This is a genomic window from Hyphomonas pacifica, assembly GCF_000682675.1.
In the GTDB taxonomy this organism is placed as follows: Bacteria; Pseudomonadota; Alphaproteobacteria; order Caulobacterales; family Hyphomonadaceae; genus Hyphomonas; species Hyphomonas pacifica.
Genome location: NZ_AWFA01000023.1, coordinates 57427 through 83401, shown reverse-complemented (window position 1 = coordinate 83401; position 25975 = coordinate 57427). Strand labels below are relative to the sequence as shown.

25 protein-coding genes and 1 tRNA gene are annotated in these 25975 nt (G+C 56.8%); 9 read left to right on the top strand and 17 right to left on the bottom strand.

The window, feature by feature from the left end; all coding sequences use genetic code 11:
* Nucleotides 1-47 precede the first annotated feature (47 nt).
* Both HY2_RS08705 and HY2_RS08700 read left to right on the top strand, forming a co-directional pair.
* Complete coding sequence (locus HY2_RS08705) at nt 48-812, top strand: NAD kinase (RefSeq protein ID WP_034826917.1); 765 nt, start codon at nt 48-50, stop codon at nt 810-812.
* Between the two features lie 77 nt (nt 813-889).
* Nucleotides 890-1468: an Hpt domain-containing protein gene (locus tag HY2_RS08700; RefSeq protein WP_158534038.1), complete on the top strand. Its 579-nt coding sequence runs from the start codon at nt 890-892 to the stop codon at nt 1466-1468.
* Here the strand turns inward: HY2_RS08700 and HY2_RS08695 are convergent, their stop codons facing one another.
* Together HY2_RS08695 and HY2_RS08690 are read right to left on the bottom strand one after the other, a co-directional pair.
* Entirely contained in the window at nt 1469-2308 is an 840-nt protein-coding gene (locus tag HY2_RS08695) for an alpha/beta fold hydrolase (RefSeq protein ID WP_034826722.1), read from the bottom strand.
* A gap of 5 nt (nt 2309-2313) precedes the next feature.
* The gene (locus tag HY2_RS08690; RefSeq protein WP_034826720.1) at nt 2314-4002 is read right to left on the bottom strand and encodes an alpha/beta fold hydrolase; all 1689 of its coding nucleotides are present in this window, start codon (nt 4000-4002) and stop codon (nt 2314-2316) included.
* Between the two features lie 155 nt (nt 4003-4157).
* Here HY2_RS08690 and HY2_RS08685 point away from each other — a divergent pair, with 155 nt between their 5' ends.
* Complete coding sequence (locus HY2_RS08685) at nt 4158-4790, top strand: TetR/AcrR family transcriptional regulator (protein WP_051594862.1); 633 nt, start codon at nt 4158-4160, stop codon at nt 4788-4790.
* Nucleotides 4791-4830: 40 nt separating this feature from the next.
* Here HY2_RS08685 and HY2_RS17600 read toward each other — a convergent pair whose 3' ends face one another.
* A complete protein-coding gene (locus HY2_RS17600) occupies nt 4831-5754 on the bottom strand; it encodes a phasin family protein (protein WP_051594861.1) in 924 nt (307 codons plus the stop codon).
* 139 nt (nt 5755-5893) lie between these two features.
* On the opposite strand from HY2_RS17600, the gene HY2_RS08675 reads away from it, so the two are divergent.
* Entirely contained in the window at nt 5894-6598 is a 705-nt protein-coding gene (locus HY2_RS08675; RefSeq protein WP_034826718.1) for a dienelactone hydrolase family protein, read from the top strand.
* Here the strand turns inward: HY2_RS08675 and phoB are convergent.
* From phoB to pstC, 5 genes are read right to left on the bottom strand one after another with little or no spacing between them, the layout of a single operon-like run.
* Complete coding sequence (gene phoB / locus HY2_RS08670) at nt 6595-7281, bottom strand: phosphate regulon transcriptional regulator PhoB (RefSeq protein ID WP_034826716.1); 687 nt, start codon at nt 7279-7281, stop codon at nt 6595-6597. The two genes, HY2_RS08675 and phoB, sit on opposite strands and share 4 nt — an antisense overlap.
* A 25-nt stretch (nt 7282-7306) precedes the next feature.
* Complete coding sequence (phoU, locus tag HY2_RS08665) at nt 7307-7999, bottom strand: phosphate signaling complex protein PhoU (RefSeq protein ID WP_034826714.1); 693 nt, start codon at nt 7997-7999, stop codon at nt 7307-7309.
* Between the two features lie 10 nt (nt 8000-8009).
* A complete protein-coding gene (gene pstB, locus HY2_RS08660; RefSeq protein ID WP_034826711.1) occupies nt 8010-8840 on the bottom strand; it encodes a phosphate ABC transporter ATP-binding protein PstB in 831 nt (276 codons plus the stop codon).
* Nucleotides 8840-10408 carry a phosphate ABC transporter permease PstA gene (gene pstA, locus HY2_RS08655; protein WP_034826710.1) on the bottom strand — a complete coding sequence of 523 codons (1569 nt, stop codon included), beginning with the start codon at nt 10406-10408 and terminating at the stop codon, nt 8840-8842. The genes pstB and pstA overlap by 1 nt, the downstream gene beginning before the upstream one ends.
* Nucleotides 10401-11816, bottom strand: a complete 1416-nt coding sequence (pstC, locus tag HY2_RS08650; protein ID WP_081814987.1) for a phosphate ABC transporter permease subunit PstC — start codon at nt 11814-11816, stop codon at nt 10401-10403. The genes pstA and pstC overlap by 8 nt, the downstream gene beginning before the upstream one ends.
* A 133-nt stretch (nt 11817-11949) precedes the next feature.
* Between pstC and hslV the strand changes: the two genes are divergently transcribed.
* Both hslV and hslU read left to right on the top strand, forming a co-directional pair.
* On the top strand, nt 11950-12504 hold the full coding sequence (gene hslV / locus HY2_RS08645; protein WP_034826908.1) for an ATP-dependent protease subunit HslV: 555 nt from the start codon (nt 11950-11952) through the stop codon (nt 12502-12504).
* Between the two features lie 55 nt (nt 12505-12559).
* Nucleotides 12560-13864, top strand: coding sequence for an ATP-dependent protease ATPase subunit HslU (gene hslU / locus HY2_RS08640; protein WP_034826707.1), 1305 nt, complete (start codon nt 12560-12562; stop codon nt 13862-13864).
* 6 nt (nt 13865-13870) lie between these two features.
* Here hslU and HY2_RS08635 read toward each other — a convergent pair whose 3' ends face one another.
* Entirely contained in the window at nt 13871-14674 is an 804-nt protein-coding gene (locus HY2_RS08635; RefSeq protein WP_034826705.1) for an NUDIX hydrolase, read from the bottom strand.
* A gap of 269 nt (nt 14675-14943) precedes the next feature.
* Between HY2_RS08635 and HY2_RS08630 the strand changes: the two genes are divergently transcribed.
* Nucleotides 14944-15471 carry an EAL domain-containing protein gene (locus tag HY2_RS08630; RefSeq protein WP_241762397.1) on the top strand — a complete coding sequence of 176 codons (528 nt, stop codon included), beginning with the start codon at nt 14944-14946 and terminating at the stop codon, nt 15469-15471.
* On the opposite strand, the gene spbR is transcribed toward HY2_RS08630, so the two are convergent.
* The 5 genes from spbR to HY2_RS08605 form a co-directional block, all read right to left on the bottom strand.
* Nucleotides 15468-16634 (bottom strand): SpbR family protein, encoded by a 1167-nt coding sequence (gene spbR / locus HY2_RS08625; protein WP_034826701.1) that lies wholly within the window; start codon nt 16632-16634, stop codon nt 15468-15470. The two genes, HY2_RS08630 and spbR, sit on opposite strands and share 4 nt — an antisense overlap.
* Before the next feature lie 139 nt (nt 16635-16773).
* On the bottom strand, nt 16774-18111 hold the full coding sequence (gene tig, locus HY2_RS08620; RefSeq protein WP_034826906.1) for a trigger factor: 1338 nt from the start codon (nt 18109-18111) through the stop codon (nt 16774-16776).
* A gap of 179 nt (nt 18112-18290) precedes the next feature.
* Nucleotides 18291-18375 (bottom strand) — tRNA-Leu (locus tag HY2_RS08615).
* A gap of 65 nt (nt 18376-18440) precedes the next feature.
* A complete protein-coding gene (locus HY2_RS08610) occupies nt 18441-19883 on the bottom strand; it encodes a bifunctional ADP-dependent NAD(P)H-hydrate dehydratase/NAD(P)H-hydrate epimerase (RefSeq protein WP_034826699.1) in 1443 nt (480 codons plus the stop codon).
* 9 nt (nt 19884-19892) lie between these two features.
* A complete protein-coding gene (locus HY2_RS08605) occupies nt 19893-20432 on the bottom strand; it encodes a histidine phosphatase family protein (protein WP_034826697.1) in 540 nt (179 codons plus the stop codon).
* A gap of 406 nt (nt 20433-20838) precedes the next feature.
* On the opposite strand from HY2_RS08605, the gene HY2_RS08600 reads away from it, so the two are divergent.
* Nucleotides 20839-21177, top strand: coding sequence for a P-II family nitrogen regulator (locus HY2_RS08600; protein ID WP_034791406.1), 339 nt, complete (start codon nt 20839-20841; stop codon nt 21175-21177).
* A gap of 56 nt (nt 21178-21233) precedes the next feature.
* A complete protein-coding gene (gene glnA / locus HY2_RS08595) occupies nt 21234-22643 on the top strand; it encodes a type I glutamate--ammonia ligase (RefSeq protein ID WP_407066588.1) in 1410 nt (469 codons plus the stop codon).
* Between the two features lie 200 nt (nt 22644-22843).
* Here glnA and clpX read toward each other — a convergent pair whose 3' ends face one another.
* From clpX to HY2_RS08580, 3 genes are all read right to left on the bottom strand, one after another.
* Nucleotides 22844-24106 carry an ATP-dependent Clp protease ATP-binding subunit ClpX gene (gene clpX, locus HY2_RS08590; RefSeq protein ID WP_034826693.1) on the bottom strand — a complete coding sequence of 421 codons (1263 nt, stop codon included), beginning with the start codon at nt 24104-24106 and terminating at the stop codon, nt 22844-22846.
* Between the two features lie 126 nt (nt 24107-24232).
* A complete protein-coding gene (locus HY2_RS08585) occupies nt 24233-24856 on the bottom strand; it encodes an ATP-dependent Clp protease proteolytic subunit (RefSeq protein WP_034826691.1) in 624 nt (207 codons plus the stop codon).
* Between the two features lie 112 nt (nt 24857-24968).
* A complete protein-coding gene (locus HY2_RS08580) occupies nt 24969-25877 on the bottom strand; it encodes an alpha/beta fold hydrolase (RefSeq protein ID WP_233346241.1) in 909 nt (302 codons plus the stop codon).
* Between the last annotated feature and the right edge of the window lie 98 nt (nt 25878-25975).

The window sequence follows — 25975 nt, the reverse complement described above, 5'->3', positions numbered from 1 at the left end:
AGTGCTTATCCTTGACGCCTGTAGCAAACCCAAAGCAGATGGCTGCCATGACCGGGATGAAACTTCATTTCTTCGCCTCCAAGCGTCCTGAAGCTCAGGAAGCGCTGCCCAAATTCATCCAGATGTATGGCCAGTGCGACGAGGAAGACGCCGATGTGATCGTGGCGCTAGGCGGTGACGGCGCCATGCTTGATTCGCTGCGCCGTCAGTTTGATGTCGGCAAGCCCGTGTATGGCATGAACCGCGGCACGGTCGGCTTCCTGATGAATGAGTATCAGGAAAAGAATCTGCCGGATCGCATCAATGCCGCAGAGCGCGCGGTGATCTCTCCCCTGCGCATGACAGCGAAGGATGTTCACGAGAACGAGCATCATGCCCTGGCAATCAATGAAGTTTCGATCTTTCGCCAGACCGCTCAAACGGCCCGACTAAAGATCACCGTCGATGGCCGGGTGCGCATGGAAGAGCTGGCCTGCGATGGCGTCATGGTCGCAACGCCCGCAGGCTCAACCGCCTACAATCTGTCAGCCCATGGCCCGATCCTGCCGATTGGCGCCGGCCTGCTAGCGCTCACCCCAGTCAGCGCCTTTCGTCCGCGCCGCTGGAAAGGGGCACTGTTACGCCGGGACGCGTCCGTTCAGATCGAAGTTGTCGCGCCAATGCTGCGACCTGTCGCGGCCGCGGCCGATAATCAGGAAGTGCGCGACATCGTGAGCGTCCATGTCCAGGAAGACCGCAGGCGCCTGACCATGCTGTTTGACCCCGGCCATGCGCTGGATGAACGCATTCTGCGCGAACAGTTCGGATTTTAGAGCCTTTTCAAGACGGTGCGTCAGCACAATGTTAAGTCTTAGGGCATATGGTTAACCTGAATTATCGGGGAAACACGATGCTGAAAGACTTGCTGGAAAAGCTGAAACCCTCATCCAAGGGCAAAGGAGCGCAATCCACGACGATTGCGACCCCTGACATCAGCCGCGTCATCAAGATGCCAAAGCCAGAAACCACCACGACGCAAACACCCTCTTCCCCTATCCAAGACAAAGCCAGCCAAGTCCACGACCCTGAAGAAATGGGTGCCCTTGCCGAAGCGGCTGTCGATGACCTTTCAGGCCAGTTTGAAGCCTGGATGCAAATGGACCTGAATCGCCTGAAAGATGCCTGGGCCGCAGCCCAGGAATCAGATGCCACGCCGGAAGACTATCGCAACCTTTATACGTGTGCGCACAATATTCGTGGTGTTGCAGGCTCCTATGGCTACCCTGCCATCTCACGCCTTTGCGGATCTCTCTGCACCCTGCTGTCAGATACCGCGCCCGGCGAGAATTCCGCGTTGATCAATCTACATGTCGAAGCCTGCCGCGCGGCACACACCTCTATCGGCCGTGGCGAGTCCTCCCAGTCCGTTGCGGACGCTGTGTGCGATGCGCTGGAGCAACGCGTGGCGCGCAAGACATCCAACAGCTGATCAGGCGGCCTTTTCGGCCTCTGCGCCTTCCTCCTTAAGGAAGTCCAGGATGATGGCTGCGGTCTCTTCTGCCTGCGTCACCAGAAACAGGTGCCCCCCGCCCTTCATGATGTGCAAGCGGGCATCCGGCAGGCCAAACTTAAGAATGTGACCATTCGCGACCGGCACGATTGTATCCTGATCGCCCATAAGGATCAGCGACGGCATAGTCAGGAAGCGGATGAATGGCAGGCTGGACCAGCCAATGAATGCCAGCAACTGGTAGACATACCCCTTCGGGTCCGGCGCCATCAGATTGTTGATATGGCGGCCCGCTTCGCCTTCGACCGCGTCGCCATAGAGCGTTTCGAAACTCTCACGCATGAAATCGGGGTCTGAATATCGGCGCGCATCCACCATCTTGGACAGGGATTTGGGCCGCCCAGGCACCATGGTCATACCGGCGGTCGTCGCGCACAGGATCAGTTTGCCAACGCGTTTGCGGTACTGAAACGCATATTGCTGGGCCAGCGCGCCGCCCCACGAGACGCCCATCACATCGACATCTCCAATGCCGTAAATATCGAGCAGCTTTCGCGCCCAGCGGGCCAGCATCCAGGGCCGGTAAGGCCATTGGGTGACCGGGCTCTTGCCCACACCGGGCACATCAAAGGTGATGATGTCCCGATCCGCGAACATCTCACCCAGGCCAGCTGTCAGCTCCAGATTGGCACCAATGCCATTGAAGAACAGCAAGGGCCGATTACCCACCTCTATTTCCGCCTTCCAGAAAGCGGTACGTAACTGGATGCCGTCGACATCCTGCATCAGGATTTCGGGCGCTCTATCTATCTTGGCCATGTCGGTTACTCATCAAAGACATATCTTCCGGGTGCGTCACAGAGAGGCGGAAAACTGTGACTTCCGCAAGCCCTTGGCGCACTCTTCAGAGCACCTGACCTCTGCTTCAGCCATTCCCCCCATACGGGCCACCAACTGCCAGCCTCTTCTGTCGCACCTTCCGCCCAAGCCTCGGCTGTGGGCGTAATATTCGGGTTACGGAACATCTTGGCCTTGGGGTTTCCGGGCGGGTTGAGGAGAGACTGGATATGCCCACTTGAAGACAGGACAAACTCGATAGTCTCAGACCCCAGAAGACCCGTGGTGCGGTAACACGCCTTCCACGGCGTGATGTGATCCGTCAGGCCTGCAACCACGAAGGCATCTGCCTTGACCTGTGTCAGGTCCAGCTTGTGACCGGCCACATCATATTCGCCCGGATGATCAAAGGGCTGATTCAGGCCCAGGTCCAGATAATCAGAATGCAGCTGCGCTGGCAGATTGGTAGAGTCATTGTTCCAGTAAAGAACATCGAATGGTGGTGGGTCTTCACCCATCAGATAATTGTTTACGACATAGTTCCAGACCAGATCATTCGGGCGCATCCAGGCAAACATGCGCGCCAGATCATCCCCCTTCAGAATACCCTTGCGGCGCGAATATTTGCGCGCGACTTCAAGGCTAGCGTCGGAAACAATCTGACCAAGCTCGCTATCTTCACGTTGAGGGTTCAGTACACAGACCATGAAGGTGAGCGTATTGATGCGATCATCGCCCGCTGCCGCCAAAAGGCTGGCCAGCGTCGCGGTGGTGATGCCACCCGAACACGCGCCAGAGATATTGATCTTTTTGGACTTGGTAACCCGGCGGACCACTTCGCTCGCCTGGACAAGACTGTCGATATAATCTGACAGGCCCCAATCCTTGTGTTCCTTGGTCGGGTTGCGCCAAGAAACGACGAAGGGCTGCATTTCCATGGCGAGCAGGAATTGCACCATGGACACCATCGGCGAGAGATCCATGGCATAGAATTTGTTGATCTGAGGCGGAATGATGAAGATCGGTGTACGGTGAACCTTGTCTGTCAGCGGCTGATACTGGATCAGCTCCATCATCTCATTTTTCCAGATGACGGAGCCTTTCGTTGTGGCGAGGTTCTCGCCCACCTTGAAGGGCCTCTTGTCCACCTGGCTGGGCAGACCGCCATTCCTCGTCAGATCGGTATAGGCGTTTTTCAGCCCCTTCAGCAGCGACAGACCGCCAGAGTCCACCACACGCTTCGTCGCCGCCGGATTGCCTAGCAGGGTGTTTGTCGGGGCCATGGCATCGGTGATCATGCTCATCACGAATTTGGCACGGGCATGCTCCAGCTCCGTCATGCTCAGCTCGGCCACCCAGTCATTCAGATGCTCCTGAGTCGCAAGATACGCCTGCATGCCACGCCGATAGAACGGATTGTGCTGCCAGGCGGGATCCTTGAATCGACGATCCTTCGGATTTGCCGCGCGGTCTGACTTTCCAAGCAGGATCTTTGCGTGTTCCGCGGTGATCTTTCCGGCAGTCTTGGCCGTGGTCACCGGGTTTGTCATGGTCGAGCGCAGCATCATCGCGACGGCACCCAGTAATTCCTGTCTGTTGACCCCCGCCATGAGCGGATTCATGGCATTCGTGGCTTCGGCCGCATTCTGGGCGATTTCATCCTTGGCGCCTGGCATTTCCCTTATCCCTCCACATGCCGGTCTTCTCTGACACAAAGGTCAGGCGCCGACTTTGTTTCTGACTTCTTTCCGCCTTGGAAAGAGTAATCATGAAACTTTGAAATAAAATTCGTTCCATAGTCAGAATTGCGTGTCAAACTACTTCGCAACCCATGAAGACCCGAGAGCGCATCCTTCACGTTAGCCTGCTTCTCTTCAATGAAGAAGGAGAAGCCCAGCAAACGGCTGTCGATATTTCGAATGCGCTGAACATCAGTCCGGGTAACCTATACTACCATTTCAAAGGCAAGGACGCGATCATTCGCGCCCTCTTTGACCGGTTCGAGGAAGAGATGCGGATCATCCTGCGCGGGTCCCGCGGCGGGGTGACGTCCATTCAGGACAATTGGGTCTATCTCTACATCATCCTCGAAGAGATCTATGATTTCCGCTTCTTCTATCGCGACCTCGGCCTGCTGCTGGATCGCTACCCCGACCTTGCCGTCCGCTTCCGCGCGATGGTGGCCGAGGAGAAAAAGACGATCCACCGCGTTCTGGATGAACTGACACGGGAATCCGTCCTGAACCTGGATCCACGCCTGAAGGCTGCCCTGGTTGACCAGATCATGATGACGCTGACCTTCTGGCTGGCCGGAGACAGTCTGTCTTCTGAGCATCATGATGGCCCTACCCTGATCCATAAAACCGTGTTCCAGGTGATGTGCCTGATCGTGCCCTATATGGGCGAGGCCGGTTTTGACACGCTGACCCACATGATCGCGCATTACGAAAAGGCGACCTCCTGAAAAAAGGGCGGCCCGTTGAGCCGCCCTGTCAAAGTGCTGTCTAGTTCTTGAGAACCTTGGCCTGTTTGACCCATTCGTCACGCAGGACACGCCCGCGCGCTGCAATGGTTTCATCCAGCTTTTCCGCCTCTGCCTTCGTCATGGCCGCGATCTGGGCAAAGCTTGTGATACCGGCGGCATTCAGCTTTTTCGCCAAGGCCGGACCAACGCCTGTCATCATGGTCAGATCATCAGATGTCGTCGCTTTTGCAGGCGTAGCCTTGGCCGCGGCAGGTTTTGCAGGCGCAGCCTTCTCGGCGACAGCAGGCTTTTCTGACTTCTTCGTCTTTTTGGCTTTTTCAGGCTTGGCCATAGCCTCCTTGACGGCCTTAGTTGTTCGCTTGGCGGCTTTCTTGGTCGTCTTGGTATAACCGGCCGTGGCTTCTCCGGCGACAGATTCAATCTCTGCTGTCAGACGGCTGATACGATCTTTTAGGTCAGAGTTGCGTTCCTTGGCCTTACCGCGTGCCTTGGCAACGGTTTCAGCAACTTCGTCTTCCAGCTTGTCGATCTTGGCGGCGAGCTTGTTGCCCTTCTTGCCGAGATCCTTGACACCCAGAAGATCACGCATGCGTTCCATGCGGGCTTCGAACTCATCGCGTGCCTGTGCCTGGAAGTCACGTGCGGCCTCGGCATATTTGGCAACAGATTGACCAGCCTTTGCGACGGTTTCATTCGTAGCCAGACGCTCGCGCACTTCGTTTTCGATTTCTTCGCCGCGCTTCACCAGATCATCAAAAACATCCGAGGACTGTTTGTTGAACTTGTTGGCGTTCGCCAGCGCCTTGTCATAGGCCTTGCCATAGGCGCCTACGCCAGCAAGCCAGATCTTGTGAGCCATATCAGCCGTATTTGCTTCAATGGCCTTCCCGACGCGTTCAGCCTTTTTGCGGGCCTTCGTCTTTTCTTTCTTGTTCTTTGCCATGAGAGGGCTCCTTCAAAGATATCTCAGCACCCCTGAAAATAAGAAGAAAGTCTAGAATCTGCATACTAATCGAGATCTCCCTTGAAACTGGGGGACGAATGCCCTGTATCTGTTAGAGACACATCAGGAGGATATATCCATGAGCGCAGTTGATTACACCGTCGATGGCAAGACCTATGAAGGCTATTACCTTCGTCCCAAGGGCAAGGATGTTGCCCCTGTCGTGGTGATTGCCCATGCTTGGGGCGGCCTTGGTGACAATGAGATTGAAAAGGCTGAGCGCGTTGCAAATGAACTCGGCTATGCCGCCTTCGCAATGGACGTTTACGGCAAGGGAAAGCGCGGCACGACCGTTGAGGAAAACCAGGCACTCATGAACCCGCTGGTCGAAAACCGCGCGGAATTGCAGAAGCGCCTTGCCGGCGGCCTTGCCGCAGCAAAGCAGCAAGTGGGCGTTGACCCGAAGAACGCCGCAGCGATCGGCTTCTGCTTTGGCGGCCTCTGCGTGCTGGACATGGCGCGCGCAAATATGGACGTTGCCGGCGTTGCCTCATTCCACGGCCTGTTCAGCCCTGCTGACAACATCCCGTCCCCGAAGATCACCGCCAAAGTGCTGATGGAACATGGTTGGCTAGACCCGATGGCCACGCCGGAAGATGTTATGGCCATCACCAAGGAAATGGGTGACGCTGGCGCCGACTGGCAGATGCATGTCCACGGCCAGTGCCAGCACGCCTTCACGACCAAGGGCGCCAACAATCCTGACATGGGCACAGTCTATGATGCCGATGCAGACCGGCGCAGCATGGAAAGCCTCAAGAGCTTCCTGACTGAACTGTTCTAGTCAGCGCGCAGCGCATACCCGGCGGAGCGGACGGTCCGGATCGGATCGTCCCCGCCTTCCTGGCGAAGGGCCTTGCGAAGACGGCCGACATGCACGTCCACAGTCCGCGCCTCGACATAGACGTCAGATCCCCAGACGGTATCCAGCAATTGCTCGCGTGAGAAAACGCGGCCCGGGTGCTGCATGAAATAGTCCAGCAGACGGAATTCCGTCGGGCCGAGGTGAATTTCGACAGTGTTGCGGATCACCTTGTGCGCCACGCGGTCGATCTCGATGTCGCCAACAACAATGCGGTCATCCTTGAGCCCTGGCCGAATGCGGCGCAGCACGGCACGCACGCGCGCCATCAGCTCTGTCGTGGAAAACGGCTTGGTGACATAATCATCTGCGCCGGTATCCAGACCGCGGATACGGTCGCTTTCCTCTCCGCGCGCCGTCAGCATGATGATCGGCAGATTAGGGTTTGTTCCGCCGCTGCGCACCCGGCGACAGACTTCGATGCCGCTGATCTTAGGCAGCATCCAATCCAGCAGCAGCAGGTCCGGTGCCCGCTCCTCGATCATCAGCAGGGCTTCTTCACCATCTGCAGCGATTGCCACCTCATAATCCTCCTTCTTGAGGTTATAGAACAGCAGTTCTGAGACGGCGCTCTCGTCTTCGGCGATGAGCACATAGGGCTTCATGTCAGATCCTCTCAACTAGACCTTTTCAGATACCCGTATTGGGTGTTTTCGGGCGCTCATGCGGAATGAGATATTCGCCAGTGATCTGAAAGTAAATGAATTCTGCGATGTTCGTACAGTGGTCACCAATGCGTTCAAGGTTTTTAGCCATGAACAGCATGTGCGCACCGGCACTGATCGTGCGCGGGTCTTCGATCATGTAGGTCAACATTTCCCGGAACAGGGAATTGTAGTGCTGGTCGATGTCATCATCGCTTTCCCAGACCGTCTTTGCGGCCTCGGCATTGCCGGTCGCATAGGCATCTAGAACCATGTGCAGCTGCAGCGAAACCGGGCGCGCCATGCGGGCCACGCCATGACGCATGGCGACGGGCACGGACTCATCCAGCATCAGCGTACGCTTGCCGATATTCTTTGAGAGATCACCGATCCGTTCCAGTTCACCTGCGGTCTTGAGCGCAGAGAAGACAGACCGCAAATCGTGCGCCATGGGTTGGCGCCGCGCAATCAGGCTGACGATCTGACGCTCGACCTCTTCTTCCAGGCGATCCACTTCCGGATCGCGCGTGATCACGTCACGCGCCATGTCATGATTATTCCTATCCACAGCGGTGCAAGAGTCGAGGATCATGGTTTCCACGATCCCGCCCATACGCATCAAATCTGCTGCGATCTTTTCAAGTTCGTCTGTGAAGGCAGAAACAATATGTTCTGACATGTGAAACCTGTCAGCCGAAACGGCCAGTAATGTAATCCTCGGTGCGGCGTTCGCGAGGATTGGTGAATATTTGGTCGGTGTCTCCCATCTCCACGAGATTACCAAGATGGAAAAAGGCCGTGCGTTGCGACACGCGGGCTGCCTGTTGCATGGAGTGGGTCACGATGACAATGCAGTAGCGCTTGCGCAACTCGTCGATCAGTTCCTCGATGCGTGCTGTCGCAATGGGGTCCAGAGCCGAGCATGGCTCATCCATCAGAATGACTTCAGGGCGAACGGCAATGGCGCGAGCGATGCAAAGACGCTGTTGCTGACCACCTGACAGGCTGGTGCCTGGCTGGCTCAGGCGATCCTTCACCTCTTCCCAGAGGCCCGCGCGGCGCAGGCTTTTCTCGACAACGGCGTCGAGGTCTTCCCGACTGTCGACCATGCCATGGATGCGCGGACCGTAGGCGATATTGTCGTAAATGCTTTTCGGGAACGGGTTCGGCTTCTGGAACACCATGCCGACGCGCGAGCGTAGCAGAACAGGGTCCACATCCGGCGAGTTGATGTTCTCGCCCTCCATGAAAATGTCACCTGTGACTTTCGCTCCCTCAATCGTGTCATTCATGCGGTTGAGGCAGCGCAAAAAGGTCGACTTCCCGCACCCGGATGGCCCGATCAGAGCCGTCACCGCACGATCGTGAATCGCAAGCGACACATCAAAAACAGCTTGTTTGTCATCATAATAGACACTGACATTTCGGCAATCTATACGCGGATAGGTCAGCGCCTGCGTCTTGTCAGCGCCCTCCCCGGTCAGCGCCAGGTCTGCTTTTGCCGGTCCGACCGTATCCATCACCATCTCCGTTCGAACCTGCGGCGCAGGAACACAACAACGACATTCATGATAACAAGAAGCGACAGCAATATGACAATGGCTGCAGCTGTCATGGGCTCCCACGCTCTTTCGGCGTTCGATGCCCAGCTATAAATCAGCACTGGAAGCGCTGTGGCCTCGTCTGTAGCAGAATTTGGTACTTCCGCCACAAAAGCCACCATACCGATCAGCAATAGCGGCGCCGTCTCTCCCAAAGCCCGCGCCATGCCCAGAATGGCCCCTGTAAACATGCCGGGCGCCGCCAGCGGCAAGACATGGTGAAACACGGCCTGCATGCGCGAGGCCCCAACAGCCAGTGCACCACTTCGAATGGAGGGCGGCACAGAGCGCAGCGAAGCGCGCGAGGCAATGATCACCACTGGCAGGATCAGCAAAGCCAGTACGAGCCCGCCCACAATCGGTGCTGACCTCGGCAGCGCGAAGGTGCCTAGCAGCAAAGAGGCACCAAGAAGACCAAACACAATCGACGGCACTGCCGCCAAATTGTTGATGTTCACTTCAATCAGATTGGTCAGCCGGTTGCGCGGTGCAAATTCTTCCAGATAAACCGCTGCGAAGATGCCCATGGGAATGGCCACACAGGCTGTGACCATCATGGTCAGCAGAGAGCCGACAATCGCGGCCAGCGTACCGGCGAGTTCCGGATAGGTGCTGTCTGTGTGGGTGACGAGGCTGGTATGTAGCACCTGGCGGGCATTACCAGCCTGTTTTAGGGCGATGGCCCAGGCAATCTGCTGGTCAGAGATCGGGCGCTCGGCTTCAGGCAGCGGAATGATGTGCGCCACCAGAGGTGCATTTGCCAGTTGTTCAAACGTACCCGTCAGCAGGGTCAGCTCTGCCGCATCCGGCGACAGGGAATCTATACGGGCAACCGCCTTGCCGCCCGCGAGCAGGACAGACCCCATTGCCTTCCCCTCCTCCAGCAAACTGCGTGTGCTTGTGACTTTACTGAGACCAGAGGTGCTGCTGATACGTGCCTTTCCCTCGACATCTGTCTCAATCGTTCCGGCAGAGCCGACCCGGACGGTCACATCTTTCGGAGAGCCTCCTTTGAGGTAGAGGTCCAGATCATCGGACAGCGGCACCCGGACCTCAAGTGATTTGCCAATCAGCGAGGGATTATCCGCAACGCGCCTGGCCAAAGACAGCACCGCCAGACGGTTCACAAGCTCGCTCAGATCCTGCCGAGCGGCTTGTGACTGGCTGGCCTCGGGAAACTCAGCGAAGAGCTTGTCACGGACGAGCGTGTAGAAACCTTCAATGTTGCGGGTGATCTCTGCCTCGCTCGTTTCGCCTTCCGGTGCGACGAGATCGGCGTCCAGCATTATCTCGGCCTGAAAAACATATTGCGTCGTGGCCGAATAGGCACGCGTGCCTATGGCGATGACCAGCAGGGTCAATGCGGACAAGGCAAAGACGATTGCGGCAATCCCATAGAGCCGGAAACGGGCATCCGCCGCGCGGCGCTTCTTGAGATGCTTCAGCGCCTTGGGAGTGATAAGTGAGGAGTCAGGCATCTTACTCATATTTCTCCCGATAGCGCTGAACGACACGCAGGGCGATCAGGTTGAAGCAAAGCGTTACCAGGAACAGGACGAGACCTAGCGCGAAAGCAGACAAGGTCTTCGGGCTGTCGAATTCTGTTTCCCCGGTCAACAGGGCGACAATCTGCACCGTGATGGTGGTGAGATCGGTTGAAGGATCAAGCGATATCCGAGCGCGCTGGCCAGCCGCCATGACAACGATCATGGTCTCTCCAATCGCCCGCGAAACTGCCAACAACAAGGAAGCGACAATGCCCGGCAGCGCGGCGGGCAGGATGACCTGTTTGATTGTTTCGGACTTGGTGGCCCCCATGGCAAAAGCCGCGTCCCGCAAGGTTTGCGGCACGGCATTGATCACATCATCCGACAGGGACGAGACAAAGGGGATCACCATGATTCCCATAACGAGACCTGCGGCGAGCGCACTGGTCGGCTGGGCGGCGAGTACGGGACCATTTGCCAGCCCGATATCGATCAGCGTTGCATTGATCCACAGAGCGATACTTCGCACCCCGGGGGCAACAACCAGCAAGGCAAAGAAACCGTACACAACGGTCGGGATACCCGCCAGGACCTCCAGCAAAGGCTTCACATAAGACCGGGTTTTCCTGGAGGCATATTCGGAAAGGTAGATCGCGGCGAACAGGCCTACAGGCGCAGCAACAAACATCGCGATCAGCGCGATCATGAATGTGCCGAAGAATAGCGGAACAGCCCCGAACTCGGCATTTGTCTGGGCATTCCAGCGCGTGCCGAACAGGAAGTCCGTCACCGGCACTTGGGAGAAGAACCGAATGCTCTCATAGAACAGCGAGGCAACGATACCGACCGTCGTCGCAATGGCAATCGCTGCGCAGAGGAACAGGAACAGCTCCGCCCCCGATTCGACCTGTTGCCGCGCGCGGAAATCCGGTGAGACATGCGAGCGCGCAAACATGACGCCCAGCACCGCGCTGAGCAGGATCGTCGCCAGCGTGGTGATCTTGAGACTACCGGACAGTTCCAGATAGCGATGCGTCACAGCCGTGAAGACACGATCTGATCCATCATAAGTTCGATGGGCAGACACGGCGGAGACAGCATCAAGATAGGAGACCAACTCTGCCTTGGGCAGTTTGTGAAAGGCTGCCGGCAATTCCCTGGTCAACAGTTCTCTGGCGATAGGTTCAGCGAGCAACAGGTATGCCAGCGCCAGAATCAGCGCAGGTGCCAGTCCCCACATGGCGACGTAATAGCCATGATAATTGGGCCGCGAATGAAATTTCCCCGAGGAAGACAGCGAATAGCGCTCAGCCCGGATGCGGCCAATAGAAAACCCGGCCGTCATCACGAAGAGTAGCAATGCGGTCAGCAGCCACCCCATCGGTAATTGGCCGAGCTGTTGCAACATTAAGGAGGAACCCCTTCCAGTGGCGCCCACATAGCCGGGCAAAGCTACAATAATGTGACATATCCTTGTTTGCTTGCAGACAACAGGTGCTGACTTGCACACCGCCCCCTGATCCTCCACATCAAAGCCCATGATGAACGACAAGAACAGTGACGCCATTTGGCACGGCACAACCATTCTGGCCGTGCGCAAGGGCAACAAATTGGTCATGCTGAGCGATGGCCAGGTGTCGATGGGACAGACCATCATGAAGGGCAATGCCCGCAAGGTCCGCCGGATTGCCGGAGGTGACATTCTTGCAGGCTTTGCCGGGGCGACGGCAGATGCCTTCACCCTGTTTGAACGGCTGGAGGCCAAGCTGGAACGCCACCCCGGCCAGCTGCAGCGCGCTGCTGTGGAACTGGCCAAGGACTGGCGGACAGAGAAATACCTCCAGAAACTTGAAGCCCTGCTGATCGTGGCCGACAAGGAGTCCACGCTAGTGATTACCGGTGCGGGGGATGTACTTGAGCCTGAGCACAATGTCGTGGCCGTCGGCTCTGGCGGAAACTACGCGCTCGCCGCAGCGCGTGGCCTGTATGAATACGAAGAGGATTCCGAAGTGATCGGACGCAAGGCGATGCAGATTGCTGCAGATATCTGCGTCTATACCAATGCCCACTTCACACTTGAATCGCTGGAGCTTTGAGGGGCCCAGACCGCCCTACTCCACCCGCTCCTCTGACACGCTTTCGGAAAGATATATGAAAGACCTTACCCCTCGCGAGATTGTCGCAGAACTCGACCGCCATATCGTTGGCCAGACAGGCGCCAAGCGCGCCGTTGCCATTGCCCTGCGCAATCGCTGGCGCCGGAAACAAGCGCCCGACAACATCCGAGCAGAGATCACACCCAAGAACATCCTGATGATTGGTCCCACGGGCGTCGGCAAGACAGAAGTTTCGCGCCGCCTTGCCCGCTTGGCCAATGCTCCCTTCCTGAAAGTGGAAGCGACCAAGTTCACCGAAGTCGGCTATGTTGGCCGGGACGTCGAACAGATCATTCGCGATCTTGTCGAAGCCGCCATTGGCATGGTGCGCGAGCAAAAGCGCGCGGGCGTCAGCCAACAGGCGCAGGACGCCGCTGAAGAGCGCCTTCTGGATGCCCTGGTTGGCGAGGACGCGCAGTCTTCCACCCGCGAAGTCTTCCGCCGCAAACTGCGTGCGGGCGAATTGGACGACAAGCCGGTAGATCTGGATGTCGCGGAAACAAACAACCCGATGCAGATGATGGATATTCCCGGCCAGGGCGGCTCCATGGGCATGATCAATCTGTCAGACATGCTGGGCAAGGCCATGGGTGGACGCACAAAGCGTGTACGGACGACTGTCCGCGAAGCCTATGAGCCCCTGACCGAAGAAGAGGCCGATCGCCTGCTGGATGAAGACGCCATTGTGCGCGAAGCCGTGGCAGCCGTTGAAGAAGATGGCATCGTCTTCCTGGATGAGATCGACAAAGTCGCCGCGCGCAAGGAACGTGGCGGGGCCGATGTCAGCCGTGAAGGCGTTCAGCGGGACCTGCTGCCTTTGATCGAAGGCACAACCGTTTCCACCAAGCGCGGCGCGGTCAAGACAGACCACATCCTTTTCATCGCGTCAGGCGCCTTTCATGTATCCAAGCCGTCAGACCTTTTGCCGGAACTTCAGGGACGCCTGCCCATTCGCGTGGAACTGGAAGCCCTGACGCGCGATGATCTGCGACGCATTCTTGTCGAACCGGAAGCCAGTCTGATCCGTCAGTACCAAGCGCTTATGGCTGCAGAGAATGTCACACTGGAATTTGAGGACGCCGCAATTGATCGCCTGGCTGATCTGGCTGAAGCGGTGAACAGCTCCGTCGAAAATATCGGCGCGCGGCGCCTACAGACGGTGCTTGAGCGCCTGCTTGATGAAATCAGTTTTGATGCCCCGGACAAGACTGGAGAGACCATCACGATCACGGCAGACTATGTGGATGAACGCGTCGCCAGCCTGGCCGGCAACGCAGATCTTTCCAAATTCATTCTTTAGCGCGCGTTACACGTTTACGCGTGAGAGCAACTCAATTGTCTGACCGTAACCTGCCTCTTCCGGAATGACGAGGCAGGCTTCGCCGTTTTCGGTCTTGTCCTGACGCGGCAGCACCGTGACAACAGGTTCAGCTGCGAACCGCTTGGCGGCATCGTGCACGGACGTCGCCTTTGCGAGCTTCTTTAAATTCATCCGTGTCGGGAATATGATGACCGACTCGCCAGCCTCTTCGGAATCCAGCGCGCCTTGGGCCGTGATCCAGACAGAGTCTGTAGTCTCCCGCCCGTCATGGGCAGCGATCTGATCCGGTGGCGCAGGCGCGATATAGAAATGCGTATCGAAGCGTTTGGGCATCAAGTCCGGCGTAATCCAGTGTCCGAAATAAACGAGGCTGTCGAGCGCGAGCACAAGATCATGTTCACGGATCAATTCAAGGAAACTTTGCTCACCCCTGTCCACGGCAGCCCGAAATGGGTCCAGCTTCTCCGCCACATCCGGCCCGACAAGCGGCATGTCTGTGCCCCGCTTCTGCCGGGGCCGCGCCAGCAGCAGGCCTGACTCCTCATAGGCCTCCCTGACAGCAGCAATGCGCGCATCCTGTTGCACGGGACCGAAATCCCCATCGGTATAGGGATCCCACCCCTCACTGGAATCTTCCGCCGTGGCTTTGCCGCCCGGAAAAACGAGTGCGCCGGCCGCAAAATCTATCTGATAGTGGCGCTTTACCATCAGCACTTCCGGCACAGTCTCGCCATCACGCACGATCAATACGGTCGCAGAGAGTTTTGGCTGGGCAGTTTCTTTATTCATTGTGTCCTCCCCCATTTGTTCAAATTTATTCAAAATCCAAATGGATTTGTCCGCGTGATCTTCAGTCCTCTCCGTTAGGTAAAGCAATAGGCACGGTCAGAAAGACGGGAAGAGTGATGCGGGAATTGCTACAAACAAGAGTTGTCGCCCACACTGGACAGAAGGTCCAATTCCGCTTCCACCCGGTCATGCATCTGCTTGACGGGGATTCGTTCGGTGCTGTTTGCGAGATGTCACAGACTTTTGAAGAGTCCGCATCTTTCGGCCCGATGAGCACCGCGAGCAAAGCTACAGATCCGGCCAGATGGCTTTCAGACAGACTCTCCGAAGTTGCCAGCGCCGCGCACCAGATGGACCAGCGCATGCGGCCCATCATTGTGCCCTCGCCTATGGCGGCCCTCTCTCACGCGAATACGGCTATCGCCTGCGATGCCACGATTCGCCGGACGACACTCTGCCAGCAGGAAATTTGCCTGGAATTTGAAGATGCCGCTTTTGCCGGCTGCCCGAATGATGTCGTGCGTCATGTAGCCCATCTGCGCCGCCATGGTTTCCGCGTGTCCGTCGACATGCGTAAATCCTGGCAGACGCCAATTGGCGAAGGCCTGCGCCTGCTGATCGACAGTTTGCGCGTTGATGCGCGCGATCTGGAAATGAATGAGAAATTGATGGACATCTGCGAAGCCGCATCCGCCTCAGGGATGCTCGTAATCGCAGAAAATGCGAATTGGCGTGACGGTGAATTCCTGAACCGCATCGGCATTCATGCGGGCTCGAAACTTCGCACAGATTCCTAAGCAACGCCGAAAGACGTGTCGCTGCCGCTTTCTTCCATGGCGGCCATTTCGGAATAGTAATCCAGCTTTTCCAGCAGGTATTCGAGGTCTTCGCGCGGGATGGCCTGGAACTGGGTCAACACACGCTCGATCATGCGAGCCCGGAAGCGGGCGCGGTCATTCGGTCCGCCATCATGGCTGGTCTCATGGAACACATTCACGGCAGCGCGGAAGGCCGGCAGCATCTTGCGCGGCATGCCAGCACGATCAAACACAGCCTGCAGGCCCAATGGCCCGGCGTCATGGATCATCAGCCAGACACGCTGATGGCCTACGCCTGAAAGCTCAGCCAGTGCATGTTCAACGAAGGGCATCTGGCCACAACACAAGGCGCGCATGATCAGCGAGTGCGTCAGGCGGCCGTTGAGGTTCAGCTGCGTCACAAAGCGCGGCAAATCATGGGAGCGGCCTGCCTGCTCGACCAGATCAATCGTTGCCCGCTCCCGCGCCCCGGACGCCAAATCAATCGCAAGCTGCGCTGGCAGTTCATGGCGGTTTACCAGCATGTCGAACAATTGCCCGGAGACGAGGCTGACCATCTTCTCGGCGATATGTGTCGGGATGTATTCGCGGCTGATCAGACCGCGCTGCACACCCTCATCCGTTCCGTAGCGCCGCATGGTGTCATCATATGCCTTGTCACTCCAATCCGCCCCTTCATTGGCAGAGAGTGCGCGGACGGCTTCCAGAGTGCCATGCTCCGACAACACTTCCGTCAGCGTAAGCGAGAGGGAATCACGTGAGGCAATGGCCACCTGCTTTGCAGCCGTGACCGAGAGCGCCAGTTCAATAAGGTCTTCATCGGTAAAGACAGGCGAATCCTGCAGCACCGGAATCGCGACCGCCTCAATATCCTGGGCCAGCTTGAATGCAATCTCGCGCGGCAGAATGGGCGAATTGCGTAGTGTGACAGACAAGGTACGGCGCACGAGATCAGCGGCATCTTCTGCCAAAATCCCCATGATTTCCTGCGCATAAGCCCGCTCTTCATCCGTCAGCACATCCAGGGCAATGCGGCGGCACAGCCTGTGCGCCACGGAAGCACGCTGTTCTGGCGTATCCCCCTTCATCAGGCGGTGAATGTCGTCTTCGGTCAGTTGCGGGCGTATACTTTGAACGCTCATCTTCTGATGCCTTTGCTTAATGATTCCCTGCAATTTCGCGGTGTGCGGTTAATATGCAGTTTACCTATTCGGGTTTGCGGCATCAAAAAAGCCGGTCACTGCGGACCGGCTTTCTTTAATCAGATTTTCCTGTGGAGACTTATTCTTCATCTTCCTTGAAGAGGTCTTCCCGAGAGACCGTCTCGTCAGACACTTCAGCAACGCCGAGAATGTGGTCCACGACCTTGTCTTCATAGATCGGTGCGCGCAGCTGAGCCATTGCGCCCGGATTCTGCTGGAAGAACTGTACAACCTGTTGTTCCTGGCCAGGATACTGGCGCGCTTCGCGGATCAGAGCCTGGTTCACTTCCTGCTCAGAGATACGGACATCATTCACACGGCCGATTTCTGCGAGCACCAGACCGAGACGCACACGACGCTCTGCAATCTTGTGGTACTCTTCCTTAAGTTCGTCCTCGGACTTGCCCTTGTCTTCTTCAGCGGTACGGCCTGCATCCATTTCAGCCTGCAGCTGCTGCCAGATCTGATTGAACTCCTGTTCCACCATGTTCGGCGGCAGGTCAAAATCGTGGGCTTCGTCCAGCTTGTCGAGCAGGTCACGTTTGGCCTTGGCGCGGGAAGCGGAGTCATGCTCGCCCTGCAGCTGATCTTTCACAAGACCGGTCAGCTGTTCAAGGCTCTCAAGGCCGAGACCTTTAGCGAACTCATCATCGACTTCCGGAGTCTTTGGCGCACGCACTTCATGGACTTTCACCTCGAAGGTCGCTTCCTTGCCGGCGAGGTTTTCAGCCGGGTACTCTTCCGGGAAGGTGACGGTGATTTCTTTTTCTTCGCCGGTCTTCACGCCTACGAGCTGCTCTTCGAAGCCCGGGATGAAGCGGCCAGAGCCAAGCACGAGGGTCTGCTGCTCGGCCGACCCACCTTCAAAGGCTTCACCATCAATCTTGCCGACGAAATCCATCACGACAGCATCGCCGTCCTTGGCTTTCGCGGTTTTGCCGCGCGGCTCGAACTGAGTGTTCTGCTCAGCAATGCGGCCGAGAGCTTCCTGGATCTGCTCTTCAGACACTTCAGCAACCGGGCGCGTCACTTTCAGCTTGGAGACGTCAGCCGGTTCGAATTCCGGCATCACATCGACATGCATGTGATAGGACAGATCAGCATCGCCCGTCACAACCTGCTCAATGTCGCCGTCCATATGGACATCCGGCTGGCCAGCCGGGCGCAGTTCGTTCTCTTCCAGCGCTTTCTGGTTGGTTTCGTCCACCAATTTGTTGATCAGCTCGCCCATCAGGTCTTTGCCAAACATCTTGCGCACATGAGAGGCAGGCACCTTGCCAGGACGGAAGCCTTTCAGCTTCATTTGCGGGCGGATTTCCTCGATCCGCTCATCCAGCTTTGCCTTCAGTTCCGATGCCGGCACTTTGACGGCGAACGTACGGCTGAGACCTTCTGCCTTGGTCTGGGTAACTTCCATCGGTTCAATCATCCGTTTTATTGGGTCACGGGCGCAAAATCTGCGCGCGGGCGCCCTGTGAATCCTGTCTGAAGGGGCGGCTTATGTCATAGCCGAAAGCCCCTGTCCACGCAGGACTCGGCCTGTTTTACAGCATAGAGATCCGCCCCGAATGGCCGAGCCGGATTCCCATGCCTTTTTGGTGCGGATGAGAGGACTCGAACCTCCACGCCTTGCGGCGCTGGAACCTAAATCCAGTGCGTCTACCAATTCCGCCACATCCGCTTGTGACGAGTTCCTACGCGAGCGTTTTCAAGGCATCAACAAGAAAGCTGCGACAGACTGCCAAATCAGCGTTTTTCACCGTGCAAAGCGCTCAAGATATCCGGCAATTGCTTTTCAAGGTCTTCTGAAATCAGACCAGCCCCGACCCGGAGGCCTGCTTCACCATGCAGCCAGCTCGCCATTGCCGCCGCCGTAAAGGCATCGACGCCTTGCGCAATCATACCACCAGCGATTCCCGCCAGAACATCCCCAGACCCTGCCGTTGCGAGCCAGCGAGTGGCATGAGTATTCACGATGGCTGTCCCATCCGGGGCGGCAATGACGGTATCCGGCCCCTTCAGCAAAACGACACAGCCCGCAATCTCAGCGGCTTTGCGAGTCGCCTCCACCTTGTTGCTGGATGTCTCCAGAAGGTCTCCGAAGATGCGTGCGAACTCACCAATATGAGGCGTAATCAGGTCGGACGGGCGCAGCAGCTTGTGCAGGGCCTCCTTGTCGTCGCCGAAGACGGTCAGCGCATCGGCATCCAGGACGGCTTTGGTCTCAGACCCGAGCAGGCACTCGACATTCTCGCGTGTTGTGGAGCTGACGCCCGCCGCAGGACCGAGAATCGCAACCGAGACCGTTTCCAGCGCGTCGCAGACATCTTCGCGCTTTGAAAACTCCTTCAGCATGATCGCCGTTAGGTGGCTTGCATTCACCTGAATCGCATCCGGAGGCGACAGCACCGTCACGAGGCCGGCCCCTGCTCTCAATCCAGCCTGGGCAGCCAGCCTGGCCGCGCCTGTTGCATGTGCAGGACCGCTGACCACGGCAAGGTGGCCGCGCTGATGCTTGTGCGTGCTTTGACCTGGTTGCGGCAGCCTCTGGCCCCAGAGAAGTGGACTGTTCTCCAGAAGACCAGATTTCACTGGCACGCCTATGTCTGCAACAAACACACCGCCGCAATACGCAGCAGCTGGCAGTAAGACGTGCGCGGGCCTTAAAGCCGCGAAGGTGATAGTGCCTTCAGCGCGGAAGCATGGCCCAAGCGGCTTGGCCGTGAAGCCATCTATCCCTGAGGGAACATCAATAGAAACGACTCTGCCCCCGCGTTGCGCCAATGCCGCCGCAGTCCCCTCTAGCGGACGAGATAGACCGCCACCAAACAGCGCATCCAGAACAATATCATGAGGCGCCTCAAGCGCGTCCTGTAGCGGCTTGATATCCTTTTCCCACAGGACTGCCGCCTTGGCGGCATCGCCTTTCAGCTCGTCGCGTGGAACAAGACAAAAGACATCGACATCGCGCCACAGCTTTGCGAGTTGGCTGGCGGCAACGAAACCATCCCCACCATTGCCGCCGGGTCCGCACAAGACCTGAATGCGGCCTTCCGGCCAGTTGGCATGAAGAAATTCGGCAACGGCGTTTCCGGCCCGCTGCATGAGTTCAAAACTATCGAGGCCGCCCGAGAACAAGGCTTGCTCGGCGTCACGCATTTCCTGCGGTGTGAGTATAGGTCTGCCCATGCGGAGATCTCATAGCACGCGGGTTGCGTATTCGCTGCCCAATTCCTTCACTTTCAGCAGCCCGTCTTCGCGCACCAATTGAGTAATGGAGCAGTGGCCAGGCCGGAAGACAATTGTCTCTTCAGCATTTTCGATCGCACTTACAATCGCATTGATCGCGACAAAATGAGAGAAGACGACAGTCCCATCTTCAATCTTTTGTAGACGTGCCATCATATGCTGACGCCAAGGCAAATGCTCGCTGCCTTCAGCGGCCCATGTGCCAGCCATATAGCGCTTCAGCCACGCAACACGGTCAGTTACATTATGCGGTGTCGCAATCTCCGAGACTTCGCGCACAACAGGGGCCGTGACACCCATAATGCGCTCAAAAGGCAGGGCCGTTTCCCGACAGCGTTGCATGGGACTGGTGATTGCCTGTGTAGCCCCAAGAGCCTTTAACTGATCTGCTACGGCTTCGGCCTGTTTGTGCCCAAGATCACTCAATCCCGGATTGGGGTGGTTGCCCCAGGCTGCGGCGGCTTCTCCATGGCGGACAAGAAAGATCATTCACTGAACCTCTGGGTGGCTTGAAGTTGGTCATGCCTCCGACCGAAATGGTCTAGGCGTTCTCGGGATGCACGCACATATAGGATGCACGCACTGCCAGGACCTGGACGGGATTCTTTGGGGCGGGTACGTGCCGCTAAAAAGAATAAAGACCATAGACCGGAAACCTTTGAGTTGTGTTGTATATACTGCAAAGGACCGCAGTCGCACCCTCAAAAGTAACCCACGCGCGGCTGTTCACATGACACACCAAGCATTGCGACGCACAAATATCGTGCAGCAAAGTCCAAAATCTAACCAGCAGTCCGTCGCCTGCCTATAAGAACCCATATCGCTCTCGCCTCAGCGCCAGAAGACGCATACCGCTTGGCTTATACGTGACTTCAACGGCTGGGAGACAAGGGCCATGAAAAAAATCGAGGCAATCATCAAACCGTTCAAACTGGATGATGTTAAGGAAGCCCTGCAAGAGATCGGTCTGCAAGGCATGACTGTGATCGAAGCTAAAGGTTTCGGTCGTCAGCGGGGCCATACCGAGCTTTATCGCGGCGCCGAATATGTCGTTGATTTCCTGCCTAAGCTGAAGATCGAAATCGTCCTTGCGGACACGGCTGTCGAGGGGGCCGTAGAGGCGATCAAAAAAGCAGCACACACGGACAAGATTGGCGATGGCAAGATCTTCATTTCTGATATCACTGATGCGGTGAGAATCCGCACCGGCGAGACAGGCGACGCGGCTCTTTAAGCTACGACGTACTGTAACAAGGTTACCCATGAATTCTGATTTTTACTGGAGGGCAAATTCCAATGGCTGAGAACCTACTGAAGCTGATGAAAGACGAAGACGTACAATACGTCGATCTCCGCTTCACCGATCCACGTGGCAAGATGCAACACGTGTCTTTCCACAAGGACATGGTTGAAGATGACTTCTTCACCGAGGGCCAAATGTTTGATGGCTCCTCTGTTGCTGGCTGGAAAGCCATCAATGAGTCCGACATGCTCTTGATGCCGGACACCAGCACAGCCATGATCGACCCATTCTTCCAGCAAACCACGCTGGCAGTGATGTGCGATATCCTGGACCCGATTTCTGGCCAGGCCTACAATCGCGACCCGCGCACCACGGCGAAAAAGGCAGAAGCCTATGTGAAGTCCAGCGGTGTGGGTGACACGGTGTTCTTTGGACCGGAAGCCGAGTTCTTTGTCTTTGACGATGTACGCTGGTCCACCGATCCGCATAAGACCGGCTACAGCTTCGATTCAACCGAGCTGCCAGTGAATACGGGCAAGGAATACCCAATGGGCAATATGGGGCACCGCCCTGGCCCTAAAGGCGGCTATTTCCCTGTACCGCCGGTCGATTCCGAACAGGACATGCGCTCTGAAATGCTGTCCGTTATGGCCGATATTGGCCTGGAGCCGGAGAAGCATCACCACGAAGTGGCACCTGCCCAGCATGAGCTTGGCTTGAAATTCTCCACGCTCACCACGATGGCGGACCGCCTGCAGCTATATAAATATGTGATCCACAATGTGGCCGCATCCTACGGCAAAACGGCGACCTTCATGCCAAAACCGATGTTTGCCGACAACGGCTCTGGTATGCACGTTCACCAGTCCATCTGGTCTGGCGGCAAGCCGCTTTTCGCTGGCGATCAGTATGCCGGCCTGTCCGAGCAATGTCTGTTCTATATCGGCGGGATCATCAAGCACGCACGTGCCCTGAACGCCCTGACAAACCCGTCAACGAATAGCTACAAGCGCCTGGTTCCGGGCTATGAAGCCCCGGTCATGCTGGCCTACTCTGCCCGCAACCGCTCCGCGTCGATCCGTATTCCTTTCGGCTCCAACCCGAAAGCAAAGCGTATCGAAACGCGCTTCCCGGACCCGACCGCCAACCCGTATCTCGCCTTCGCAGCTCTGCTGATGGCTGGCCTCGATGGCATCGAGAACAAGATCCATCCGGGCGACGCGATGGACAAAGACCTGTACGATCTGCCGCCTGAAGAGGCGAAATCGATCCCGCAAGTTTGCGGTTCACTGCGAGAAGCGCTTGCAGCGCTCGACGCAGACCGTAAGTTCCTTACCAAGGGCGGCGTGTTCGATGACGACCAGATCGATGCATATATCGAACTGAAAATGGAAGAGAACATGCGCTATGAACTCCACCCGCACCCGGTGGAATTCGACATGTACTACAAGGTCTAGGGGCCTTATCTCTCTCCCTTAATCCTTGTAGAGGCCGGTATCGAAGGATACCGGCCTCTTCTTTATCCAGAACTGACGCGTCTTTGGCGGTGCTGCAAACGTGAATAGTTTCGCCACCAATGGCGTTCTAGCGGAAACAAAAACGCCCCGAACCAATTTTGGCCGGGGCGTTTTTTGATTGGAAAGGCCAGGTTAGCGGATCAGCCCGCTTCCGGCTGGCTCTTCTTGGCGTGCACGTAGAGCGGCTCCGCATTACCCTCGACAACTTCGCCATTGATGACGACTTCCTCGACACCGCGCAGATTTGGCAGTTCGAACATCGTGTCGAGCAAAATGCCCTCCATGATGGACCGCAGACCCCGTGCGCCTGTCTTCCGCTTGATAGCGCGGCGGGCAACAGCCGTCAGAGCCTCAGGGGTGAAGTTCAGTTCGACATTCTCCATGTCGAAGAGACGCTGGTACTGCTTGAGCAAAGCATTCTTCGGTTCGGTCAGAATCTTGATGAGGGCTTTCTCATCCAGATCTTCCAGGGTTGCGATCACAGGCAGACGACCGATAAATTCCGGGATAAGGCCGAAACGCTGAAGGTCTTCCGGCTCCGTATTGCGCAGGATTTCACCCACGCCACGATCTTCGGAATCCTTGATGGAGGCACCAAAGCCGATAGATGCGCTCTCACCGCGGGACGAAATGATCTTGTCGAGTCCGGCAAAGGCACCGCCACAGATGAAGAGAATGTTGGTTGTGTCGACCTGCAGGAACTCCTGCTGCGGATGCTTGCGGCCACCTTGCGGAGGCACAGCTGCGACAGTGCCTTCCATGATTTTCAGAAGCGCCTGCTGCACGCCCTCACCCGAGACATCTCGCGTGATGGACGGATTATCGGACTTGCGGGAAATCTTGTCGATCTCGTCGATATAGACGATGCCGCGCTGCGCACGCTCGACATTATAGTCGGCGGCCTGAAGCAGCTTCAGAACAATGTTTTCGACGTCTTCACCGACATAACCGGCTTCGGTCAGAGTCGTGGCATCTGCCATGGTGAAGGGTACGTCGAGAATACGGGCAAGCGTTTGCGCCAGAAGTGTCTTTCCGCAACCCGTAGGGCCAACGAGCAGGATGTTGGACTTTGACAGCTCAACACCGTCCGTTTTCCCCGCATGGGACAGACGCTTGTAATGGTTATGAACGGCAACAGAAAGAATCCGCTTCGCATGAACCTGGCCGATGACATAATCGTCCAGGACATCGCAGATCTCCTGCGGTGTGGGGACCCCTTCGCGAGACCGGACCATGGAGGTCTTGTTCTCTTCGCGAATGATATCCATGCAAAGTTCTACGCATTCATCGCAGATGAACACCGTCGGGCCGGCAATTAGTTTTTTCACTTCATGCTGGCTTTTTCCACAGAAGGAGCAATAAAGCGTGTTCTTGGAATCGCCTGAGCCGTTTTGTTTGGTCATGCCGTCCTCAATGCCGGGTAAGCCTTAATTTCGTCTTTAAAGACGTCCCACCCGTTTACTAACAAGACAATAAGTTTCTGAGCCTGCACTGCAAGAGGCAGGCCGTTTTTGCGCAAGGGGTGTACCCTATTTGTCATCCTCGGCTGTCCGGCGCTCAAAAACCTTGTCCACAATGCCGAATTCCTGGGCTTCTTCAGCCGTCAAGAAGGTGTCCCGATCCAGCTTGCGCTCAATTACATCATATTCCTGGCCGGTGTGGCGGACGTAGATGTTGTTGAGACGGCGCTTAAGATCAATGATTTCCTCGGCGTGGCGCTCAATATCGGTCGCAACTCCCTGATAGCCGCCAGAGGGCTGATGCAGCATGACGCGCGCATTCGGAAGCGCGATGCGCATGCCTTTTTGACCTGCAGCCAGAAGAAGCGATCCCATGGAAGCAGCTTGACCGATGCATACGGTCGAAATTGGGCAACGGATGTACTGCATTGTGTCATAGATCGCGAGACCGGAGGAAACATAACCGCCCGGGCTGTTGATATACATCGCGATGTCTTTTTTCGGATTCTCTGATTCGAGGAACAGAAGCTGGGATGTGATCAGCGCTGCCATGCTGTCATCAATCCCGCCGGTGACGAAAATGATGCGCTCTTTCAATAGGCGGGAAAAGATATCGAATGCCCGCTCGCCACGGCTCGTCTGCTCCACAACCATGGGAACCAGGTTAAGAGCTGTCTGATAGGAAGTCGTCATGAATCGGGCCTTGCTCATCTATAGCGGGAATCTCTACCGGGCAGGAGTGGCAGAATGAAGTATATTTGTCCACGCATCTGTCACCGCAAGAGGTAAAGCGCTGTGGAAACTGCTAGCGAAACGGCCATTCAGGCGCATGGCTGGGTAGATCGCCAGCCGGATTGACCATGAAAGCCAGATAATCGGCATGCACTGTCTCTGCCTGCAAATCCCGAGTCAGCATGTGATAGCCATTTTCGTAATAAACTGTCCTGACATGATCCGGCAGTTCTTTCGCGGTCCGTTTCACGCCTTTGGGCGGCACAACATAGTCATTGGCGCCATAAGACAGCAGCACAGGCAGGTTGGGTGACAAACTCGCAACGCGCTGATGCGCCGTCTCCATCAAGGAGACCAGCCCATAGACCTGATCGATCCGGTTATCCCGCAGCATTAGCGAGTCTTCCCATGTTCGGCGCAACATCTCGATATTGTCTGACGGTTCGATGCGCACGAAACGCTCCGGAGGCCGCACAATCCAACCTGGTCTCGTATGCGTTGAGGCCCACAAGCTGGCCCTGTAGAGGAAATTCATCGCGCCCCACCCCCGCAAACCGGGGCCAGATGCGATCAGCCTGTCTGCATCTGGTGGATTGTCAGACCCAAAGGCAGATATCGCCACAGAGCCCCCCATGGATATGCCAACCACTGTGATCGTTGCATCTGGATGCGCCTTGCGCGCCAGAGCCGCCGCCGTGCGAAGATCTTGCCGCATGACCTCTTCCTCAGGCCAGAGGCCGCGCTTAGGAGATCTACCAAAGCCTCTCTGATCATAGGCATAGGTCGTCACGCCCTGCCCGGCCCAATATGGCGCCGCCATATGGAAAGCATTGGCATAATCATTCATGCCATGAAGGCCAATCACGACATGCTCAGGCTGAGCCGTCCCCTCAGCAGGCCAGACTGTCAGACCAAGATGCGCGCCATCGAAAGAGACGAAGGTGCTGTCTTCCGGCAGAAAGGCGGGTTCAGGCGGCGTCATGGGACTTAACCTGGCTTGTGTCACGGGACTGGCACAGCCTGACAGGAGAAATGCGAGATAGCATAAGATCAGGACTCCAAAGCCAAGCGAACTGCTCC

Coding starts and splice junctions, on each gene's coding strand:
- HY2_RS08705 (WP_034826917.1), top strand. CDS start 48: ATGACCGGGATGAAACTTCATTTCTTCGCCTCCAAGCGTCCTGAAGCT.
- HY2_RS08700 (WP_158534038.1), top strand. CDS start 890: ATGCTGAAAGACTTGCTGGAAAAGCTGAAACCCTCATCCAAGGGCAAA.
- HY2_RS08695 (WP_034826722.1), bottom strand. CDS start 2,308: ATGGCCAAGATAGATAGAGCGCCCGAAATCCTGATGCAGGATGTCGAC.
- HY2_RS08690 (WP_034826720.1), bottom strand. CDS start 4,002: ATGCCAGGCGCCAAGGATGAAATCGCCCAGAATGCGGCCGAAGCCACG.
- HY2_RS08685 (WP_051594862.1), top strand. CDS start 4,158: ATGAAGACCCGAGAGCGCATCCTTCACGTTAGCCTGCTTCTCTTCAAT.
- HY2_RS17600 (WP_051594861.1), bottom strand. CDS start 5,754: ATGGCAAAGAACAAGAAAGAAAAGACGAAGGCCCGCAAAAAGGCTGAA.
- HY2_RS08675 (WP_034826718.1), top strand. CDS start 5,894: ATGAGCGCAGTTGATTACACCGTCGATGGCAAGACCTATGAAGGCTAT.
- phoB (WP_034826716.1), bottom strand. CDS start 7,281: ATGAAGCCCTATGTGCTCATCGCCGAAGACGAGAGCGCCGTCTCAGAA.
- phoU (WP_034826714.1), bottom strand. CDS start 7,999: ATGTCAGAACATATTGTTTCTGCCTTCACAGACGAACTTGAAAAGATC.
- pstB (WP_034826711.1), bottom strand. CDS start 8,840: ATGGATACGGTCGGACCGGCAAAAGCAGACCTGGCGCTGACCGGGGAG.
- pstA (WP_034826710.1), bottom strand. CDS start 10,408: ATGAGTAAGATGCCTGACTCCTCACTTATCACTCCCAAGGCGCTGAAG.
- pstC (WP_081814987.1), bottom strand. CDS start 11,816: ATGTTGCAACAGCTCGGCCAATTACCGATGGGGTGGCTGCTGACCGCA.
- hslV (WP_034826908.1), top strand. CDS start 11,950: ATGAACGACAAGAACAGTGACGCCATTTGGCACGGCACAACCATTCTG.
- hslU (WP_034826707.1), top strand. CDS start 12,560: ATGAAAGACCTTACCCCTCGCGAGATTGTCGCAGAACTCGACCGCCAT.
- HY2_RS08635 (WP_034826705.1), bottom strand. CDS start 14,674: ATGAATAAAGAAACTGCCCAGCCAAAACTCTCTGCGACCGTATTGATC.
- HY2_RS08630 (WP_241762397.1), top strand. CDS start 14,944: ATGAGCACCGCGAGCAAAGCTACAGATCCGGCCAGATGGCTTTCAGAC.
- spbR (WP_034826701.1), bottom strand. CDS start 16,634: ATGAGCGTTCAAAGTATACGCCCGCAACTGACCGAAGACGACATTCAC.
- tig (WP_034826906.1), bottom strand. CDS start 18,111: ATGGAAGTTACCCAGACCAAGGCAGAAGGTCTCAGCCGTACGTTCGCC.
- HY2_RS08610 (WP_034826699.1), bottom strand. CDS start 19,883: ATGGGCAGACCTATACTCACACCGCAGGAAATGCGTGACGCCGAGCAA.
- HY2_RS08605 (WP_034826697.1), bottom strand. CDS start 20,432: ATGATCTTTCTTGTCCGCCATGGAGAAGCCGCCGCAGCCTGGGGCAAC.
- HY2_RS08600 (WP_034791406.1), top strand. CDS start 20,839: ATGAAAAAAATCGAGGCAATCATCAAACCGTTCAAACTGGATGATGTT.
- clpX (WP_034826693.1), bottom strand. CDS start 24,106: ATGACCAAACAAAACGGCTCAGGCGATTCCAAGAACACGCTTTATTGC.
- HY2_RS08585 (WP_034826691.1), bottom strand. CDS start 24,856: ATGACGACTTCCTATCAGACAGCTCTTAACCTGGTTCCCATGGTTGTG.
- HY2_RS08580 (WP_233346241.1), bottom strand. CDS start 25,877: ATGACGCCGCCTGAACCCGCCTTTCTGCCGGAAGACAGCACCTTCGTC.